Source organism: Pseudomonas lactucae, from assembly GCF_036688725.1.
Lineage (GTDB): Bacteria > Pseudomonadota > Gammaproteobacteria > Pseudomonadales > Pseudomonadaceae > Aquipseudomonas > Aquipseudomonas lactucae.
Map to the genome: position 1 here is coordinate 1 of NZ_JAQQPT010000030.1, position 19,552 is coordinate 19,552.

Annotated in this window: 20 protein-coding genes; 6 read left to right on the plus strand and 14 right to left on the minus strand. The window is 59.6% G+C overall.

Annotated features, from left to right (window positions below; all coding sequences use genetic code 11):
- Positions 1 to 102: 102 nt before the first annotated feature.
- The 9 genes from msrQ to mrcB form a co-directional block, all read right to left on the minus strand.
- Positions 103 to 723 carry a protein-methionine-sulfoxide reductase heme-binding subunit MsrQ gene (gene msrQ, locus V6M90_RS27120; RefSeq protein ID WP_332847426.1) on the minus strand — a complete coding sequence of 207 codons (621 nt, stop codon included), beginning with the start codon at positions 721 to 723 and terminating at the stop codon, positions 103 to 105.
- Entirely contained in the window at positions 723 to 1,736 is a 1,014-nt protein-coding gene (gene msrP, locus V6M90_RS27125) for a protein-methionine-sulfoxide reductase catalytic subunit MsrP (RefSeq protein ID WP_003176096.1), read from the minus strand. Before msrP ends, msrQ begins: the two co-directional genes overlap by 1 nt.
- A gap of 63 nt (positions 1,737 to 1,799) precedes the next feature.
- On the minus strand, positions 1,800 to 2,657 hold the full coding sequence (gene pssA, locus V6M90_RS27130) for a CDP-diacylglycerol--serine O-phosphatidyltransferase (RefSeq protein WP_003176097.1): 858 nt from the start codon (positions 2,655 to 2,657) through the stop codon (positions 1,800 to 1,802).
- A gap of 144 nt (positions 2,658 to 2,801) precedes the next feature.
- Positions 2,802 to 3,818 (minus strand): ketol-acid reductoisomerase, encoded by a 1,017-nt coding sequence (gene ilvC, locus V6M90_RS27135; RefSeq protein ID WP_003176099.1) that lies wholly within the window; start codon positions 3,816 to 3,818, stop codon positions 2,802 to 2,804.
- Between the two features lie 47 nt (positions 3,819 to 3,865).
- Entirely contained in the window at positions 3,866 to 4,357 is a 492-nt protein-coding gene (ilvN, locus tag V6M90_RS27140) for an acetolactate synthase small subunit (RefSeq protein ID WP_003176102.1), read from the minus strand.
- A 2-nt stretch (positions 4,358 to 4,359) separates the two neighbouring features.
- Positions 4,360 to 6,084 carry an acetolactate synthase 3 large subunit gene (locus tag V6M90_RS27145; protein ID WP_003176103.1) on the minus strand — a complete coding sequence of 575 codons (1,725 nt, stop codon included), beginning with the start codon at positions 6,082 to 6,084 and terminating at the stop codon, positions 4,360 to 4,362.
- Between the two features lie 431 nt (positions 6,085 to 6,515).
- Positions 6,516 to 6,845 carry a YqcC family protein gene (locus tag V6M90_RS27150; protein WP_003176104.1) on the minus strand — a complete coding sequence of 110 codons (330 nt, stop codon included), beginning with the start codon at positions 6,843 to 6,845 and terminating at the stop codon, positions 6,516 to 6,518.
- Positions 6,845 to 7,579 carry a tetratricopeptide repeat protein gene (locus V6M90_RS27155; RefSeq protein WP_003176105.1) on the minus strand — a complete coding sequence of 245 codons (735 nt, stop codon included), beginning with the start codon at positions 7,577 to 7,579 and terminating at the stop codon, positions 6,845 to 6,847. The genes V6M90_RS27150 and V6M90_RS27155 overlap by 1 nt, the downstream gene beginning before the upstream one ends.
- Before the next feature lie 16 nt (positions 7,580 to 7,595).
- Positions 7,596 to 9,920, minus strand: coding sequence for a penicillin-binding protein 1B (gene mrcB, locus V6M90_RS27160; protein ID WP_332847427.1), 2,325 nt, complete (start codon positions 9,918 to 9,920; stop codon positions 7,596 to 7,598).
- A 118-nt stretch (positions 9,921 to 10,038) separates the two neighbouring features.
- Between mrcB and V6M90_RS27165 the strand changes: the two genes are divergently transcribed.
- The 3 genes from V6M90_RS27165 to V6M90_RS27175 all read left to right on the plus strand — a co-directional run bounded on the left by V6M90_RS27165 (position 10,039) and on the right by V6M90_RS27175 (position 12,504).
- Complete coding sequence (locus V6M90_RS27165) at positions 10,039 to 11,595, plus strand: bifunctional aminoglycoside phosphotransferase/ATP-binding protein (protein WP_141063497.1); 1,557 nt, start codon at positions 10,039 to 10,041, stop codon at positions 11,593 to 11,595.
- 92 nt (positions 11,596 to 11,687) lie between these two features.
- Positions 11,688 to 12,032 carry a pentapeptide repeat-containing protein gene (locus V6M90_RS27170; protein ID WP_003176108.1) on the plus strand — a complete coding sequence of 115 codons (345 nt, stop codon included), beginning with the start codon at positions 11,688 to 11,690 and terminating at the stop codon, positions 12,030 to 12,032.
- 199 nt (positions 12,033 to 12,231) lie between these two features.
- On the plus strand, positions 12,232 to 12,504 hold the full coding sequence (locus tag V6M90_RS27175; RefSeq protein WP_003176109.1) for a TfoX/Sxy family protein: 273 nt from the start codon (positions 12,232 to 12,234) through the stop codon (positions 12,502 to 12,504).
- A 245-nt stretch (positions 12,505 to 12,749) separates the two neighbouring features.
- On the opposite strand, the gene V6M90_RS27180 is transcribed toward V6M90_RS27175, so the two are convergent.
- The 3 genes from V6M90_RS27180 to V6M90_RS27190 are packed head-to-tail and all read right to left on the minus strand — an operon-like array spanning position 12,750 to position 15,429.
- On the minus strand, positions 12,750 to 13,517 hold the full coding sequence (locus tag V6M90_RS27180) for a heme ABC transporter ATP-binding protein (RefSeq protein ID WP_003176110.1): 768 nt from the start codon (positions 13,515 to 13,517) through the stop codon (positions 12,750 to 12,752).
- Entirely contained in the window at positions 13,517 to 14,500 is a 984-nt protein-coding gene (locus tag V6M90_RS27185; protein ID WP_181408590.1) for a FecCD family ABC transporter permease, read from the minus strand. Before V6M90_RS27185 ends, V6M90_RS27180 begins: the two co-directional genes overlap by 1 nt.
- Positions 14,501 to 14,550: 50 nt before the next feature.
- Positions 14,551 to 15,429, minus strand: a complete 879-nt coding sequence (locus tag V6M90_RS27190) for a heme/hemin ABC transporter substrate-binding protein (protein WP_332847428.1) — start codon at positions 15,427 to 15,429, stop codon at positions 14,551 to 14,553.
- Positions 15,430 to 15,585: 156 nt separating this feature from the next.
- Between V6M90_RS27190 and V6M90_RS27195 the strand changes: the two genes are divergently transcribed.
- Positions 15,586 to 15,903: a Rieske (2Fe-2S) protein gene (locus V6M90_RS27195; RefSeq protein ID WP_003176113.1), complete on the plus strand. Its 318-nt coding sequence runs from the start codon at positions 15,586 to 15,588 to the stop codon at positions 15,901 to 15,903.
- Here the strand turns inward: V6M90_RS27195 and sfsA are convergent.
- Together sfsA and V6M90_RS27205 are read right to left on the minus strand one after the other, a co-directional pair.
- A complete protein-coding gene (gene sfsA, locus V6M90_RS27200) occupies positions 15,900 to 16,610 on the minus strand; it encodes a DNA/RNA nuclease SfsA (RefSeq protein ID WP_003176114.1) in 711 nt (236 codons plus the stop codon). The genes V6M90_RS27195 and sfsA overlap by 4 nt on opposite strands.
- Entirely contained in the window at positions 16,610 to 17,782 is a 1,173-nt protein-coding gene (locus tag V6M90_RS27205; protein WP_305427805.1) for a pyridoxal phosphate-dependent aminotransferase, read from the minus strand. The genes sfsA and V6M90_RS27205 overlap by 1 nt, the downstream gene beginning before the upstream one ends.
- A 318-nt stretch (positions 17,783 to 18,100) precedes the next feature.
- On the opposite strand from V6M90_RS27205, the gene dksA reads away from it, so the two are divergent.
- Both dksA and gluQRS read left to right on the plus strand, forming a co-directional pair.
- Positions 18,101 to 18,532 (plus strand): RNA polymerase-binding protein DksA, encoded by a 432-nt coding sequence (gene dksA / locus V6M90_RS27210; RefSeq protein WP_003176116.1) that lies wholly within the window; start codon positions 18,101 to 18,103, stop codon positions 18,530 to 18,532.
- Between the two features lie 83 nt (positions 18,533 to 18,615).
- Positions 18,616 to 19,503 carry a tRNA glutamyl-Q(34) synthetase GluQRS gene (gluQRS, locus tag V6M90_RS27215; protein WP_332847429.1) on the plus strand — a complete coding sequence of 296 codons (888 nt, stop codon included), beginning with the start codon at positions 18,616 to 18,618 and terminating at the stop codon, positions 19,501 to 19,503.
- Positions 19,504 to 19,552: the final 49 nt, after the last annotated feature.

A 19,552-nucleotide genomic window follows, 5' to 3' on the forward strand; every position in this document is an offset into this window, starting at 1 on the left:
TCGAAAACTACTTAACTCATTGTTTACCAAGGAGTTTTCCGTTTCGACTGCGCCGGAAGTGGGGCGAATTATAGGCTCCCTGAATCTGTGGTCAAGGGTTAATTACGCTTTTGTTGCAGAAGGCGCTTTTTTCGCAATAAGACGAGGAATTCGCCGCGTCACGAACGGTATACGCAGCACCAGCAGCAGCGCACCTATAGAAGCATAGATAGCCCACTCCTTCAGATCAGCCCGCACAATCCACAACATGTGCAGCAACCCAAGCCCCAGAATCACATAGACCAGGCGATGCAACTTCTTCCATCGGCTGCCCAGCCGTCGCTGGCTATAACGGTTAGACGTGACGGCCAATAGCCATAACGACAAGAAACCCAATGCGCCCACAATAATGTAGGGCCGCTTACGCAGTTCCACGCCCAACTGCGACCAATCAAGCCCCAGGACGAATACGCAATAGGCTGCCAGGTGCAGCACCACATAGGCAAAGCACCACAAGCCAAGCTGTCGGCGCACTGCGATCCACCCCGCCCAGCCACTCAACTTCTGCAGCGGCGTCATACACAAGGTGATCAGCAACAGAATCAACGTGCCTAAGCCCAATCGATCAACCAGCACTTTGCCGGGGTCAGGTCCCAAGGCGAAACTCCATGCTTCATATAGCCACAACAACGGCCACAGAGCGGCGGCGATAAAGACACCCATGCGCCAGATGGGGTAACGCATCAATAATTCTTCCGCAGATCGAGACCGGTATAGAGAGAGGCAACCTCATCCGAGTAGCCGTTGAACATCTGCGTCTCGCGTACATTGGGGCTGAACAGGCCGCTCGGTAAACGACGTTCCCGCGCCTGGGTCCAGCGTGGGTGATCGACCGTAGGGTTCACGTTCGCATAAAACCCGTATTCATCCGCCGCAATGCTCTGCCATGTGGTTTTAGGCTGATCGCTGACAAGACTGATCCGCACGATGGACTTTACGCTCTTGAACCCATACTTCCACGGCACGACCAGCCGCAACGGCGCGCCGTTCTGATTGGGCAACTCCCGCCCATACATGCCAACCGCCAGAATCGCCAGTGGGTTCATCGCTTCATCCAGACGCAACCCTTCTACATAAGGCCAGTCGATCAAGCCAAAACTCGAACGCTGTCCCGGCATGCTCTTGGGATCCTGAAGCGTTTCAAAACGGATGTACTTGGCCTTGGAGGTCGGTTCGACCTGCTTGAGCAAGGCGGAGATCGGAAAGCCCATCCACGGGATAACCATTGACCAGGCCTCGACACAACGCAACCGGTAGATCCGCTCTTCCAACTGATAGGGTTTCATGAAGTCTTCCAAGGCATAACGCCCAGGCTTTGCGACCTCTCCATCAATCACCACACTCCAGGGTTCTGTCTTGAGTGAGCCCGCATTTTTCGCCGGGTCGCCCTTGTCGGTGCCGAACTCATAGAAGTTATTGTAGTGAGTGGCATCCTTGAACGGCGTGATCGCCTCATCCTTGACCGTTACCGCCTGCCATTTCGTTGTGGGCAGTTTCTCGGCAAACCAATTCGGCGCCTTGCCCGGCTCAACATCAGCATAACGCGCAGCCTCGTCCGCACTGGCCCAGCGCGGCAAGCTGCTGGCAGCGATACCGGCAAGCGCACCGCCGAGCAAGCTGCGGCGAGAAAGATAGAAGGATTCAGGTGTGACATCCGATTCGTGGCAATCGGACGCTTTAGGCAATTTGATTAACATGGCAACTCCGCAGCATTGGAGAACTGATGCACCAATAGACTGCGGAGTATGGGGGAAATTACATTAAGGCAATGTTTTGTCCCGGCGCAGATGCAGCAAATATTGAATCGGCCCGGAAGCGGCATAGACAAGGAATGCCAGCAGCAGAATCCGCGGCGGATCACTGAACACCACGGCGAACACCAACACCACCACCAGGATCGCCACGAACGGCACCCGCCCCTTGAGGTCGAGCTCCTTGAAGCTGTTGTACTTGATGTTGCTGACCATCAGCATGCCAGCCGCCGCCACCATCAAGGCCACCAGGAACGACATTTTCGACCCCTGGATGCCGTAGTCACTGAATGCCCAGACAATACCCGCCACCACTCCCGCAGCCGCGGGGCTGGCCAAGCCGATGAAGTAACGCTTGTCGGCAGTGCCCACCTGGGTGTTGAAGCGCGCCAGGCGCAAGGCAGCACCCGCCACATAGATGAAGGCAACCATCCAACCCACCTTGCCCATATCACCCAATGCCCAGGCAAACGCCAGCAATGCGGGTGCAACACCAAACGCCACCATGTCCGACAGCGAGTCGTACTCGGCACCGAAAGCACTTTGGGTATTGGTCATGCGCGCCACACGACCATCCAGGCCATCAAGCACCATGGCCACGAAGATGGCGATGGCGGCAAAGCCGAAATACTTGCTGGCACTCGCCGCATCACCCGCCGCGAGCGCGCTCTGGGCACTCATGGAGTTGATGATGGAATAGAACCCGGCAAACAGGTTCGCCGTGGTGAACAGGTTGGGCAAAAGATAGATGCCACGATGCCGGACCTTGCGGCCTTCCGCGTCATGCCCTTCTTCGACATGTTCATCGATCGGCAGCAGGCTTTCGGCGTCAGAAGCCTGGTTTGGCTCTTCGGGACGTTCGCTCATGGACTTTACCTTGCAACGGTTTGAAAAAATTCGACAAATACATGCGGTGCGCGTTCGCCCGCAAACGATGCAGCTTTATACCAGAACCCGCCCTGCAAACGAAAAAACGCGGCCTAAGCCGCGTTTTCTGTTGATGCGTACGACTTAGTTTTTGGCTTTGTCGACGATCTTGTTGGCACCGATCCACGGCATCATGGAGCGCAGTTGCTCGCCGATCACTTCGATACCGTGAGCGGCGTTGTTACGACGCTTGGCGGTCATCGAAGGGTAGCCGGTAGCGCCTTCGCTGATGAACATTTTGGCGTATTCGCCGTCCTGAATACGTTTCAGGGCGTTGCGCATGGCCTGACGGGACTCGGCGTTGATCACTTCCGGGCCGGTCACGTACTCGCCGTATTCGGCGTTGTTGGAGATCGAGTAGTTCATGTTGGCGATACCGCCTTCGTACATGAGGTCAACGATCAGCTTCAGTTCGTGCAGGCACTCGAAGTAGGCCATTTCCGGCGCGTAGCCGGCTTCAACCAGGGTTTCGAAACCGGCTTTGACCAGTTCAACGGTACCGCCACACAGAACGGCTTGCTCGCCGAACAGGTCGGTTTCGGTCTCGTCCTTGAAGGTGGTTTCGATGATGCCGGTACGACCGCCACCCACGCCGGCGGCGTAAGACAGGGCTACGTTCTTGGCGTTGCCCGAAGCGTCCTGGTAGATCGCGATCAGGTCAGGGATACCGCCGCCTTTGACGAACTCGGAACGCACGGTGTGACCCGGCGCTTTTGGCGCGATCATGATCACGTCCAGGTCAGCGCGTGGCACAACCTGGTTGTAGTGAATCGCGAAGCCGTGGGAGAAGGCCAGGGTGGCGCCCTTCTTGATGTTCGGCTCGATTTCGTTCTTGTACAGCGCGGACTGGAACTCGTCCGGGGTCAGGATCATGACCAGGTCGGCAGCCGCAACCGCGGACGCCACGTCGGTCACTTTCAGGCCATGGGCTTCAGCCTTGGCAACGGTGGCCGAGCCTTTGCGCAGACCAACAGTCACGTCAACGCCGGAGTCTTTCAGGTTGCACGCTTGCGCATGCCCCTGGGAACCGTAGCCGATGATGGCGACTTTCTTGCCCTGGATGATCGACAGGTCACAATCTTTATCGTAATAAACTTTCATGAGGTTCCTCTATATATCCAGGCCATCAGGCCATTCACTAATTTGGGTTAGATGCTGAGTACTTTGTCGCCACGGGCAATGCCGGTGACACCACTGCGTACGGTTTCCAGAATCGAGGCCGTCCCGATCGACTGGATGAAGCTGTCCAGCTTGTCGCTCGTACCGGTCAGTTGCACGGTATAAACGCTGGCGCTCACATCGACGATCTGCCCGCGATAGATGTCGGTGGTGCGTTTGATCTCGGCACGCTGGGCACCCGTGGCCTTGACCTTGACCAGCATCAGCTCGCGCTCGATGTGAGCGCTTTCCGACAGGTCGACCAGCTTGACCACTTCGATCAGCTTGTTGAGGTTCTTGGTAATCTGCTCGATCACCTCATCGTGACCCACAGTGGTCAACGTCAGGCGCGACAGGGTCGGGTCTTCGGTCGGGGCCACGGTCAGGCTTTCGATGTTGTAGTTGCGTTGCGAAAACAGGCCGACAACACGAGACAGAGCGCCGGGTTCGTTCTCCAGAAGCAGGGAGATAATGTGCCGCATGATTAAGTACGCTCCGTCTTGTTCAGCCACATGTCGCGCATAGAGCCGTCTTTGATCTGCATCGGGTAGACGTGCTCGCTGGTATCCACCTTGATATCGATGAACACCAGGCGGTCCTTCATGGCGAACGCCTCTTCCATCTTCGGCTTGAGATCTTTCAGATCGGTGATGCGAATGCCGACATGGCCATAGGCTTCAACCAACTTGATGAAATCTGGCAACGATTCCATATAGGAATGAGAGTGACGGCTACCGTAGCTCATGTCCTGCCATTGACGAACCATGCCCAGCACGCCGTTGTTCAAGCAGACGATCTTCACCGGAAGACCGTATTGCAAGCACGTCGACAGTTCCTGAATGTTCATCTGGATACTGCCTTCACCGGTAACGCACGCAACGTCGGCGTCCGGGAAACTCAGTTTCACACCCATGGCCGCAGGGAAACCAAAGCCCATCGTGCCCAGGCCGCCGGAGTTGATCCAGCGGTTAGGCTTATCGAACTTGTAGTACTGGGCGGCGAACATCTGGTGCTGGCCCACATCGGAGGTCACAAAGGCGTCGCCCTTGGTCACTTCGCACAGGGTCTCGATTACGGTTTGCGGCTTGATGATGCTGCCGTCGCCCTTGTCGTAAGGGAACAGGCCACGGTCACCGCGCCATTCGTCGATCTGCTTCCACCAGCTGGCAACGGATTCCTTGTTCGGCGTTTCGCCGATGTCCTTGAGCGCGGCGACCATTTCGGTCAATACGCTTTCCACTGGCCCCACGATCGGCACGTCGGCCTTGATGGTCTTGGAGATAGACGCCGGGTCGATGTCGATGTGGATGATCTTGGCATTCGGGCAGAACTTGCTCGCGCCGTTGATCACACGGTCATCAAACCGCGCGCCCACGGCCAGGATCACGTCGGCGTGGTGCATGGCCAGGTTGGCGGTGTAGCTGCCGTGCATGCCGAGCATGCCGACGAACTGGCGGTCCGTACCTGGGAATGCGCCGAGGCCCATCAGGGTATTCGTTACCGGCAGGTTGAGCAGCTTGGCCAGTTCGGTCAGCGGCGCGGAACCACCGCCCAGGATCACGCCACCGCCCGAGTACAGCACTGGACGCTTGGCTGCCAGAAGCATTTCCGCCGCCTTGCGAATTTGCCCCGAGTGCCCACGGACAGCCGGGCTGTAGGAGCGCAGCTTGGCCTTCTTAGGGAAGACGTATTCGAATTTTTCAGCCGGGTTGGTCATGTCTTTCGGGATATCGACCACCACAGGGCCCGGGCGACCGGACTGTGCGAGGTAGAACGCCTTTTTCATGACTTCCGGGATTTCCGAGGCGTGCTTGATCATGAAGCTGTGTTTCACGATCGGCCGGGAGATACCGATCATGTCGGTTTCCTGGAATGCATCGGTACCGACCATGGTGCTAGGCACCTGGCCAGAGATGATTACCATCGGGATGGAGTCCATATACGCAGTCGCGATGCCGGTAATGGCATTGGTTGCGCCTGGGCCGGAGGTGACCAGTACCACGCCGGCTTTACCGGTGGCACGGGCGTAGCCGTCAGCCATATGGGTCGCGGCCTGTTCGTGGCGAACCAGGATGTGGGTAACAGCCGGCTCCTTGAACAGTGCGTCGTAAACATGCAGCAGAGCACCACCTGGGTACCCGTAGATATAATCGACGCCTTCGTCACGCAAAAAGCGGACGAGCATCTCACCGCCAGATAAAAGCTCCACGTTGTTCACCTCTAAAACGCCAGAATACCGTCCGTTGAAAACCGACGGGTCTTAATAGGTTTACTTCTCAACAGAGCATGAGCGACGGTGGTCGCCGACTACGTCAGCACTGACTGAGCAAGTATTGGGATCGTCCCAAGTGTTGCGGGCTTTTCCCACCCAGCGCGAGGTAACGCGTTGCGGGTGTAACAGGTCGGCGCGGATATGCGCCTCATGATCTGCTGAGCGGGCCTGCTTCTGGCAGTCCCGATACAGCGGACTTTGGATTCTTCTGTTTCAGGCCGTTCAAGTCAAGCAATAATTGCGCTTTTTTCCAACTAAGCGCATGAGAACGTAGAAGAAAGGGCTTTGAGGAGGGATAAAACTCGCCTGAATGTCGTCAAGCGGTAGAAATGTGCGCAAGACTGCCGGAAAAACCGGCAGTCAGGCAATTAACGAGCGCCGACGATCAGTTGATCGAACTTTTTCAGCGCATTGCGCAAGCCAAGGCTCTCATGTGGTCGGTCGGCGTAGACCATCTCCGCCATTTCGAGGATGCCCGAGACATTGGGCAACGGCAGGTCCTGCTCGAGGATCTGCTTCATGCGTGCCAGGAAAATCCATTGCAGCCACTGGTGAAAGTCCAGGGTGTCCACCGAAAACGGTTCGACGCTGCTGAGCGCCTCGGCGCTGGGGGACACTTCGTCCCACCAGCCCTGCACGCGCAACTCGCGCTCGATCAGCAATAACTGTTCGGCTATCGCGGGCAACCGTGCATCCATCAGAGGTTGACCTTGGCTTTTTGACGAGCCTGGGCGGCGCCGGCTGCATCGCCCTGGGCGGCGCGCGCATCACCGATCAATGCCCACAGGCTGGCTTGCAGGTCGGGGCGGCCGTTGGCCAGTGAAAGGCCACGACGGGCAAACTGCTCGGCCTGCGGCGCGTCCCCTTGGGCCATGCGAACCTGGGCCAGGCGATACAGCACCTGCGGCTCACGCGGCGCAACACGCTGCGCACGCTCAAGACTTGAGGAGGCGCCGTTCAAATCACCTCCCGCCTGTTGTTGCTGAGCGGTGGTGAGCAAGGCCAGTACCGGACCGTCCAGTTGTTCGTCAGCCGACAGGCCTCCGGCGCTGGATGCCGATGGAATGCCGCTGGGCGTCGACGGCATGCTGTAGCTGCCCTGATTGACCGGTGCCGTCTGAATCGGTGTCGCGTCGATTGGCCCGGAGCTGCTCGGCCCCGGCGTCCATGGCTCAGCACTGATCGGTGCCGACGTAGCAGCGCCAGCGCCCGGCACCATCACCACCACGCCCGAATCCTGCGGCATGGCCTGAGGCTTGGCCTGCGCCGGACGATTGGTCACGGTCTGGCGGAAACCGCCATTGGCCGAAATCCGATCGCTATTGGAAACGGCCGTGCTCGAATCCACCACGGGAATGGAGCCGCGCTGCACGCTGGAGCAACCGCTGAGCAAAGCCAGAGCTGTAATCGCTGGAATACACCACTTGTTCACTTGAAACCCTCTTTGCTTAATTCATCCAGCCCTTGACCCAATCCATCACCGATTCCGCGTCAGCCGGGGCACCGCCCCCGCACGCAGCACCGGGTGGTGGTTCGCTGCCGCGAATATACGGCATCTGTACCGCGCCCGGACAGTTGGCATCGGAGCCTTGACCGGTGTGCGGGTCGATCCAGGCCTGCACGATATTGTCCGGCTGCGGCATGTTCAACGGCAACGGATCGGCCTTGCGCATGAAACTGGTCCAGACCTGCAGCGCACCGGTAGCGCCGGTAAACGGCGTCTTGCCATTGTCATCACGGCCCAGCCACACCACCGCCAGCACGTCCTGACCGAAACCGGCGAACCAGCTGTCACGTGAGTCGTTACTGGTACCGGTCTTGCCCGCCAACGTCAGGTTGGAAGGCAGCACTTTATAGACAGAGCTGCCAGTACCTTCGCGCATCACGCGCTGCATGGCGTTCTGGATCAGGTAGATGGAGCCCGCATCGAAACGCTGTTGAATCTGGAAAGGGTAGCGTTTAAGCGGCTCACCCTCGGCCGTCAGCACACTCCGGATCCCACGCATCGGTGTGTTGAAACCACCGTTGGCGAGGGTCTGGTACATGGTCGCGACTTCCATCGGCGTCATTGCACCGGCGCCCAACAGGATTGACGGGAAAGCCGGGAACTCACGGGTGATACCCAGTCGCGCCAGCGTCTTGAGCACATTCGGCACGCCCACTTCCAACCCCAGTCGCGAGGTGGAAATGTTGTACGAATGCGCCAGGCCTTGGTACAGGAACACCGTGCCATGGGAGCGACGATCGAAGTTCTGTGGCGTCCACACCTGGCCATCACCACCCTTGACCGACAGCGGGTCGTCCGACAGCCAACTGGTGAGCGTGTATTTGCTCGGTTTCTCGAGAGCCGTCAGGTAAACCGCAGGCTTGACCAGCGAGCCAATCGGCCGCACCGCATCCAGTGCACGGTTGAAACCGGCGAAGCTCGCCTGGCGACTGCCGATCATGGCCTGGACTTCACCGGTCTCCGGGTTGGTCACCACCATCGCCGCTTCCACTTCGTCCGAACCTTTGCGGCCGGTCAGGCGCTTGAAGGTGTCGTTGACTGAAGCCTCTGCCTTCATCTGCAGGATCGGGTCGAAGCTGGTGAATATCCGCAGACCCTCTTCGGTCAAGTCTTCGTCGCGATAGTCTTCACGCAACTGGCGCTTCACCAGATCGATAAAGCCAGGGAAGGAACTGTCCGCCAACTTGCCGCGCGTGGTCACGCCCAGCGGCATTTTCTTCGCTGCTGCGACCTGTTCAGCCGTGGCAACGCCCTGCTGCTCCAGCACATCGAGCACCAGGTTGCGGCGCTCCAGCGCACGCTCAGGGTTGCGACGCGGATTGTAGTAGGAAGGCCCCTTGACCATGCCCACCAGCAAGGCAACCTGATGCAGCTTCAATTCAGACAGCGGCTGACCGAAGAAAAACTGGCTGGCCAGGCCGAAACCGTGCACCGCACGCTGGCCATCCTGGCCGACAAATACCTCATTGAGGTACGCCTCGAGGATCTCCTGTTTGCTGTAGTGCAACTCCAGCAACATGGCCATCATGGCTTCGGTGAGCTTGCGGGTCAGGCTGCGCTCATTGGTCAGGTAGAAGTTCTTCACCAACTGCTGGGTCAGCGTACTGCCGCCCTGAGTCATCTTGCCGCCTGAGGTGTTCACCCAAATGGCGCGGGCAATCGACTTCGGCGAGACGCCCCAATGGCTGTAGAAATCCCGGTCTTCCACCGCAACCAGGGTTTCCAGCAGGTACGGCGGCACCTGATCGAGCTTGATCAGGATGCGATCTTCAAGGTTTTTCGGATAAATACCGCCGATCATCAGCGGTTCGAGGCGCACCACCGGCAGCTTCGAGCCGTTGAGGGACGACAGTTCGGCCACATAATCACCGGAAAAGCGCACGCGTACCGGCTGGGCTTTTTCCAGGCCTTCATAAAACTGGAAGCCACGCGTGTTCAGGTCGACGGTATTACCGCTGACCGCCGCCGCACCCGGGCCATTGCTCACGGCTTCGCGGCGGTAGCCCAAGGCGTCGAGTTCGGTGAGAAAATCATCCTTGCTCAGCTTCTGGCCGGTGAACAACTCCAGCGGGCGTGCATACACCTTGGCCGGAATGGTCCAGCGCTTGCCGGAGAATTTTTCCTGGACTACGGCGTCGAGGTACACCGCAAAGCCTGCGAGCAACACAAGGCCCACGAGGCCGAGCTTAAGCGCCCAGCCAAGCCACGGACGCAGGCCACTGGAGGGAGGTTTTTTACGGGAGCGGGGAGATCGGGTTCGAGTCATGGCGGCGGATTATACGCACTTTATTGATGATCAACATGAGCCGGACAGCGGTTTGCACGACCGGCCATAGCGGCCATAATGCCCGCCATGATTTTCCCCAGACTCTGAAGGATCGCCCGTGAGCCAGTCCCTGATCGCAGCCCTGCAAAACCCGGCTTTATATCCTCATCCGGTTGAAGCGTTCCAAGTCATCGAAACCCATATTTCCTGGGTGGTCCTGACCGGTCCGTATGCCTATAAGCTGAAGAAACCGATGAACTTCGGTTTCCTGGACTTCACTGATCTGGAAAAACGCGGTCACTTCTGTCACGAAGAGCTGCGCCTCAACCAGCGCCTGACCCAGGATTTGTATCTGGAAGTATTGCCGATCACCGGCACGGCCGAAGCGCCTCAACTGGGAGGCCAAGGGCCGGTTATCGAGTACGCACTGAAGATGCGTCAGTTCCCGCAAAGCCAACTGCTCAGTACCTTGCAAGCCAATGGCGAACTGACCAGTGCGCACATTGACGAGATGGCCAAGCAAATCGCGCACTTCCACCTCACTGCGCCGAAAGTCCCGCAGGAGCATCCCGCCGGCACCCCGGGCGAAGTGATGGCGCCGGTAAGGCAGAACTTCGACCAGATCCGCCCGTTCCTCAGCGACAAGGCCGACCTGGCGCAACTGGAAGCCTTGCAAGCCTGGGCCGAGAGCAGCTTCGAACGCCTTAAACCGTTGCTGGCAAAGCGCAAGATCGACGGTTTCACCCGCGAGTGCCACGGTGATATCCACCTCGGTAACGCCACGTTGATTGACGGCCAGGTGGTGATCTTCGACTGCATCGAGTTCAACGAACCTTTCCGCTTCACCGACGTGTATGCCGATACCGGCTTCCTGGCCATGGACCTGGAAGACCGCGGCCTCAAGTCCCTGGCTCGTCGCTTCATCAGTCAGTACCTGGAGCTGACCGGTGATTATCAGGGCCTTGAACTGCTGAACTTCTATAAAGCCTACCGTGCGCTCGTGCGTGCCAAGGTCGCGCTGTTCAGCATGCCGAGCGAAGCCAGCCCGGTGCAACGCGCCACGACGCTGCGCCAGTACCGCAACTACGCCAACCTGGCGGAAAGCTATAGCACCATCCCGTCGCGCTTCCTGGCGATAACCCACGGGGTTTCGGCTGTGGGCAAAAGCCACGTCGCCATGCGTCTGGTAGAAGCACTGGGTGCCGTGCGCCTACGCTCAGATGTGGAGCGCAAGCGCCTGTTCGGTGAGCAGCAGGTGGAAAATACACCGCAAGCCGGCATCTATGCCGCCGATGCCAGCGCACGCACCTACGCACGCCTGAACGAAATTGCCGACACCGTGCTGCGCGCCGGCTACCCGGTGGTACTGGATGCCACGTTCCTCAAACATGCACAGCGCGACGCCGCAGCCAAAGTGGCCGAGGCCACCGGTGCGCCCTTCCTGATCCTCGATTGCAATGCGCCACACGCCGTGATTACCAGTTGGCTGGCGCAACGTCAGGCGGATAAAAACGATCCGTCTGACGCCACCTTGAGCGTTATCGAAGAACAGCATGCCAATCGCGACCCCCTGACGGCCGAAGAACTGCTACTGAGCAAACGCGTCGAAACCAATCAGAGCGGTACCCTCGATGCATTGGTCGCGCAAATTCGCCAACGCATGCCGGGCCTGTAAGAAAAATTTCTTGGTCGTGTCGTCTACTGGGCGCACGACCCAGCAATAGTGGCACTATAATGGCGTCATAAATCCAACAGGAGTTCGTCATCATGAGTCACCCCAAGCTTCTTGATACCCCGCTCTACTCGCTCCTGCACAAAGACGATATCCGAGGCTTCAACAAGGAGCGCCCGAACGACGTCACCATCGACATGCGCGGTGGCGATTTTCGCGGGCTGGACCTGCGCGAATTGAATGCCACAGGCGTGGATTTCACGGATGCCTATTTCCGTTCCGCCGATTTGCGCGGACTGGATTTGCGCGACTGCTCGCTGGAAGGCGCCAGTCTGGCCCATGCACAGATTTCCGGCACCTATTTCCCGGCTGAATTGACTGCCGATGAGATCCTAATGTCGGTCAATTTCGGGACTCGCCTGCGCTACCGCACCAAGTAACCCCTACGCTCCATCCCCAGGCCTCGCCAGGCATGCCTGGGCACGCGCGTGCGCACGTCAAAATTTTCGCGCCATTCTTATAAGCTTTTGAACCGTTTCCGAGCAAAGAACTACACTTTTCCTACTGAGCGCTACACTCCTGTTCAGGTCTGCTGGTCACGATACCCACCGCACCATTCGGCCGTTGCAAGGAGGCTTGATGAACGATGAGCTGCAACACCTGAAAAACCTCGGCAAGACGTCGGCACAGTGGCTGCACGCGGTGGGCATCCACAGTGCGTCCGATTTGCGTCGGTTGGGAGCGGTCGATGCCTATCGAGCCGTAAGGAGTCGTGGGTTCCGAGCCTCGAAAGTGCTGTTGTATGCAATCGAAGGGGCATTGATGGACGTGCATTGGAACGACATTCCTGCAGAACGCAAAGAGGCGCTGAACCGCCAACTGGACGCCATTTCGGCGCGCCAGAAAAATTAGCTGAGCCTGCAGACTCAATGTTCATGGGACTTTCAAACGAACGTTTGAGAAAAAACCCGATCCATTCAAACCAAAGATTGACTCACAAATGAGAATCGTTATGATTATCACAACTGGTCGCGAGATCAGCCGATAACTGGAAGACCATTGGTTCGGACTCTCAGATTATCTCCTCATCAGGCTAATCACGGTTATTTGACCCGGCTCTTGCCGGGTCTTTTTTTGCCTGCAAAAAAAACCTGTGCTCAGCGCGCGATGATCAACGGATGACCACGTTCCGGATGTGACTGCACCAACACATCCAGACCAAACACCGCCTTGAGCGGCTCGGGCCGCAGCACCTGTGCCGGCGTGTCCAGGGCATGCGGGCGCCCACCCGCCAGCAGCAGGATACGATCACAGTAACGCGCCGCCAGGTTCAGGTCATGCAGGATCACCAGCACCGCCGCCCCCCGATCGGCAAAGGTGCGGATTGCCTGCAAGGTCGTATGTTGATGCAAAGGATCCAGCATCGACGTCGGCTCATCCAACAGCAGCGTTTGCCCCGCTTCGCCCGGCCATAGCTGCGCCAGCACCCGCGCCAGGTGCACGCGCTGGCGCTCACCGCCGGACAACGCGAGATAACTGCGGCCACTCAAGTGCGCCACATCCGCCGCCTGCAGGGCTGCCTGTATAATCTCGTCATCGCGCACTTGCCCGGTTCGGTGAGGCAGGCGGCCCATCCCGACCACCTCGTCGACACGAAACCCGAAGTCCAGCGTCGAGGTTTGCGGCAACACCGCCAGTCGCTGTGCGCGCTGCGATCCGCTCCAGTCTTTCAGCGCGCGCTTATCCAGACGCACCGAGCCTTCATCAGGAGGCAACTCACCGCATAACGCACCCAGCAACGTACTTTTGCCTGCGCCATTGGGCCCGAGCACACCGAGCACTTCTCCCGGCAGCAGGTCAAGGGTGACATCCGCCAAGACCGTCTTGTGACTGCGGCGAATCTGTAACGCTTGCACGCTCAGCATCAGGCTCGCCCTCGCAACAACAGGTAAAGAAAAAACGGCGCGCCAATAAAGGCGGTGACGATACCGATCGGTAATTCCGCCGGCGCCAAGGCCAGGCGTGCAACCAGATCGGCAAACAGCAGAAGGCTCGCGCCCGCCAGCACCGATGCCGGCAACAGCACGCGATGATCGGGCCCAGCCAGCAGTCGCACCAAATGCGGCACCACCAGCCCGACGAAACCAATCATGCCCGCCGCCGCCACCGCAGCGCCCACACCCAGCGCGGTGCAAAACACCAGTTCGCGCTTGAGCCCTTCGACATCGATCCCCAGGTGACAGGCCTCGGACTCGCCGAGCAACAGTGCATTCAACGCCTTGGCCCGGCGCGGCAACCACAGCGCCACCCCCGCACTCACCAGCAGCAGCGGCCACAACCGCGAATAACTCGCGCCGTTGAGGCTGCCCAGGTTCCAGAACGTCAAGGTCCGCAGCGTGGCGTCGTCGGCCAGGTAGGTAAACAGTCCCACCGCGGAGCCAGCCAGCGCGGTGAGCGCGATGCCGGCGAGCAACATCGTCGCCACATTCGTCTGGCCGTTATGCCGCCCCAGGCGATAGACCAGCGCCGTGACGCCCAGACCACCGAGAAATGCGCAGATCGACAGCAGATACGGCCCGAATGCCTCCGGCAATCCACCGAAAAACGAACCGCCAACGATGGCAATGGCAGCCCCCAAAGCAGCGCCACTGGACACCCCCACCAACCCAGGGTCTGCCAGCGGATTGCGAAACAATCCCTGCATGGCCACGCCCGACAGCGCCAGCACGCCACCCACCGCCAAGCCGAGCAACGTACGCGGCAAACGAATTTGCCCCAGGATCAGTTCAGCCTGTTCCAGCCCCTGCGCCTCGATGGGCACGCCCAGCAAACGCAAGCCCGCCTTCAGCGTATCAAGCAATGGCAGGCTCACGGGGCCCAACGCCAACGAGAGCCATGTAGCCAGCACGCACAACAGTGCCAGCCCGATAAACAGCGTCTTCGGTTTAACCAGAGTGGTCATGGGGCAGGCTTAGCCTGGGCCGGATAAAAACCGGCGGATAACGTTACAAGGCTCTGCGGCAGGCGCGGCCCCAAGCCTCCCACCAACAGGGTCGGGTCCAGCTCGAATACCCGCCCGCTTCTGGCCGCCGGCGTCGACGCGAGGATCGGGTTTTCCTTGAACAACGCCGCGCGCGCGGCATCGCCTGTGAGCGCACGGTCGGCGAACACCAGCACATCCGGGCTCAGGCCGGCCAGCGACTCCACGGAGAACGGTTTGTAGCCCGTGTGTGTCGCCAGGTTATGCCCGCCCGCCTGCCGCAGTACCCAGTCGCCAGCCGTGTCCTTACCGGCAATCAACGGTTTGCCGCCGGCGTGGCCGATCAACAGCAGCACACCCGGAGCTTTTTGCGTGGATTGGGCCTTGGCGACCCAGCGCTGTTGTTCAGCAAGCGCCTGCTCATATCCGGTAAACAATTGGTTGGCCTTGGGCTCGTCTCCGAGCAGCTTGCCCAAGTGCTGAAGGTTGCCTTTCAGCGTCGGCAAATCCGGCTGCGCCGAGAACATCTCCACCCGCACGCCCGCGCTGCGAACCTGCGCCAGCACCGGCGGGGGGCCCATTTCTTCGGTGCCTACCAGTACCTCAGGGCGCAGGCTCAGAATGCCTTCGGCCGACAATTGCCGCTGATACCCGATACTCGGCAACGCCTTGAGGGACACCGGGTACTGACTGGTCGTGTCCACCCCCACCAGCTTCGACTCACCACCCAGTTCAGTGACCCATTCCGACAGCGCCCCACCGGCGCTTACCCAGCGCTGTGGCAGTTCGGCGGCTTGCGCCCCCGGGTTGACCAGCAGTCCGACAACAAGCGCAATAACGCTGGTACTCAGGCGCATAACAGGGTTTCCTTCCAGGTGCATGGGCTTTTGAGCACTCACGGATGTGACAGAAAAACCCTGCCAGGCATCGAACCGAGCACCCGGTCAGCAAACGGGCGAAGCCGGCATTTGATAATTGTTTGCATTTGAACGTCAAGGCACTTAAGGATTGTAATGAAGTTTCTCTGCCCTTCCGACGAGCTCATACCCGACAGCAGCCGTGGTTTTGATATCGACGGCTGCAAGCTGTTGGCCGTGCGCCGCAACGGCGTTGCCTATTTCTATATCAACCGTTGTCCCCATCGCGGCATCGCGCTGGAATGGCAACCTGATCGTTTCCTCGACGACAGCGCCAGCCTGATCCAGTGTGCCACGCATGGTGCGCTGTTCCTGATCGAAAGCGGCGAATGCATCGCAGGCCCGTGCGCCGGTCAGAGCCTCGTTGCCCTGCCCGGCCGCGAAGATGAACAGGGCCTGTGGGTGGCGATCTAGTCGAGCCGCACGTCCAATCGACGGTCGATGCAAATCTCGTCCGACGTTACGCGTGCGCCATACGCCAGCACTTGCACACCAGCAGCCTTGGCCTCGCGCAGGGCGGCGGCGTAGGCGGCGTCGATCTCCACTGCCGGGCGCACTGCATCAATTCCCGACAGATTGACGCAATACAGTTGCACCGCTCGCACGCCGTCACGCGCCAGATGCGCCAACTCCCGCAAATGCTTGGCGCCACGCTGGGTCACCGCATCGGGGAAAGCGGCAACACTGGAACCGTCAAAACCCAGGGTGACGCTTTTGACTTCGACATACGCCGCACCGTCCGGGTATTCCAGGCGAAAATCGATCCGACTTTTTTCCTGGCCGTAAGGCACCTCTCGCTTCAACGCAGTGAAACCATTGAGCTCAGTAATGACGCCGGCGCGTAAGGCTTCTTCAACCAGCTGGTTGGCGCGTGCCGTGTTGACGCACGCCAGCCGGCCCTGGGGCGTTTCGGCGATTTCCCAGGTACCGGGCAACTTGCGCTTGGGGTCGCTGGAACGGCTGAACCACACCTGCCCGCCTTCCACCATGCAATTGAGCATCGAGCCGGTATTGGGGCAGTGTATGGTCAGCAACTCGCCGGTAACGGTTTCGATATCGGTCAGAAAACGCTTGTAACGGCGGATCAACCGGCCTTCTTCGAGGGGAGGATAAAAGTGCATCAGCCTTGCCAGCTCCGCAAGCCACGGGCGATACGTTCCACCGCCTCCTGTAGTCGATCCAGGTTTTGGGTGTAGGCAAAACGCACATGATGCCCGGCTTGATAGCGGCCAAAATCCAGCCCGGGGGTGAAGGCCACATGCTGTGTTTCCAGGAAGTGCCTGCAGAACGCGAAGGCATCACCGCCGAATGCGCTGATATCAGCGTACAAATAGAAAGCGCCTTCGGGCTCAACGGCGATGCCGAAGCCCAGTTCGCGCAGAGCCGGCAGCAAGAAATCACGACGACGGCCAAATTCGGCGCGGCGCTCCTCCAGAATGCTCAAGGTCTGCGGGGTGAAACACGCCAGCGCCGCATACTGGGCCATGCTGGGTGCGCTGATGTAGAGGTTCTGCGCCAGCTTCTCCAGCTCGCTGACGGCTGCCGGTGGCGCCACCAGCCACCCCAGGCGCCAGCCGGTCATGCCGAAATACTTGGAAAAACTGCTCAAGACGAAGGCTTCATCGTCCACTTCCAACACGCTGGCCGCGTCGGTGCCGTAAGTGAGGCCGTGGTAGATTTCGTCCACCACCAGATGCCCATTGCGCGCCTTGAGTGCACTCGACAGCTGCGCCAACTCATCGCGCGTGAGGATTGTCCCGGTAGGGTTGGCCGGAGAGGCCACCAGCGCGCCCACGCTGTCCTGGTCCCAGTGCTTGGCGACCAGATCGGCAGTCAGTTGGTAACGCACCTCGGGGCCCACCGGCACCAGTTGGGCGGCACCTTCCACCAATCGCAAAAAGTGCCGGTTACACGGGTAGCCCGGGTCTGCCAGCAGCCAGTGCTTGCCGGGGTCCACCAACAGGCTGCTGGCCAATAGCAGGGCGCCGGAGCCGCCGGGGGTGATCAGGATTCGCTCGGGATCGATGTTCAAACCGTAGCGCTGCTCGTAGAGACCGCTGATCGCTTCGCGCAACTCCGGCACTCCACGGGCCGCGGTGTAGCGGGTCTTGCCATTGGCCAGCGCCGCCTGGCCGGCCTGGATGATCGGTTCGGCGGTGGTAAAATCCGGCTCGCCGATTTCCAGATGGATCACATCATGGCCCGCAGCCTGCAGCTCATTGGCCCGCGCCAGCAACGCCATGACATGAAAAGGTTCGATGGCGCGACTGCGCGCACTGTAGGGCTGAGCCATTGGCCTTCCTTAACGGTAAGAACAAAATCAGGATTCTACCGAACCCGCGCGGTAAAACATGCTCTATTGCCTACCCGGCCGGCTTTGCGGTCCGGGCAAGCACCGACAAAACGACTAAAATCAACATTCGAGACGCGACATACCCAGTCACGACGGGCTGCTGCAGTTTGCAACCCCGACGCGACAGGCTCGACAACCGGGAGTGGCGCACCCCGAATCTATCTGGTAAGTTCGCCCGCTTGCAGCCGCAGGGCCGGCAGGTGTCGGTGACGTTGCAATCCTGCGCAATGGATTAGAAGAGTGAGAGGCGGTCTATTCATGTCCACCCAAGACAAGCAAAACATCAGCGGCTTCGAACCTTACGTAGAAACGAAAGGTGAGGAGTACATGGGCGAGCCCATGCGCGCGCATTTCACCAAGATCCTGAACAAGTGGAAACAGGACTTGATGCAGGAAGTTGACCGCACCGTTGACCATATGAAGGACGAAGCCGCCAACTTCCCGGATCCGGCCGACCGTGCCAGCCAGGAAGAAGAGTTCGCTCTCGAACTGCGCGCCCGTGATCGCGAGCGCAAGCTGATCAAGAAGATCGACAAGACCCTGCAACTGATCAAGGACGAAGAATACGGCTGGTGCGAATCCTGCGGCGTCGAGATCGGTATCCGCCGTCTGGAAGCCCGCCCGACCGCGGACCTGTGCGTAGACTGCAAGACCTTGGCCGAAATCAAGGAAAAACAGGTCGGCAAATAATCCCGCCGGGCTGAACGAATGGAGCGTGCGAACGCTCCATTTTTGTTTCTGGCGTTCAGCGATTTTCCAGTAGTATCCGGCCCATGACAGCCTCTACCTATATCGGACGTTTCGCCCCCACGCCCAGCGGCCACTTGCACTTCGGCTCGCTGGTTGCCGCCCTCGCCTCCTACCTTGACGCCCGCGCCAACAACGGCCGCTGGCTGATGCGCATGGAAGATCTCGACCCTCCCCGTGAAGAGCCCGGCGCCCAGGCGGCGATCCTTCATGCCTTGGAAAGCTATGGCTTCGAATGGGACGGGGAAGTGGTCCGACAAAGTGAGCGGCATGATGCCTACGCCAATGTGTTGAACGGCCTGTTCAACCATGGCCTGGCCTACGCCTGCACCTGTTCACGCAAACAGCTGGAGCCTTACCACGGCATCTACCCGGGCTTGTGCCGCAATGCCGGTCACGATCAGCAGGATGCCGCCATCCGGTTACGCGTACCAGAACTCGAATACCACTTTACCGACCCCGTACAGGGCGTATTCCGACAGCACCTGGGGCGTGACGCCGGCGATTTCATCATCCGTCGCCGCGACGGGCTCTACGCCTACCAGTTGGCCGTGGTACTCGACGATGCCTGGCAAGGTGTTACCGATATCGTGCGCGGCGCCGACCTGCTCGACTCCACCCCACGCCAGTTGTATCTGCAAGAACTGCTGGGCCTGCGCCAACCGCGCTACTTGCATGTACCGTTGATCGTCCAGCCGGACGGTAACAAGTTGGGCAAATCCTACCGTTCGCCGCCGCTGATGCCGGAGCAGGCCACGCCGCTGCTGGTCAGAGCACTGCGCGCCCTCGGCCAGCAGCCCGGCACCGAGCTGCTTCACGCCAGCCCGCGGGAACTGCTGGATTGGGGCATCCGTCACTGGGATGCCGCGCAGATACCGCGCACACTCACACTGGCCGAAGCGCAATTGAGCTGAAGGCGCTTGCAGCTTGCCGGGCATCCGTTACCATCGCCGCAGTTTTTTA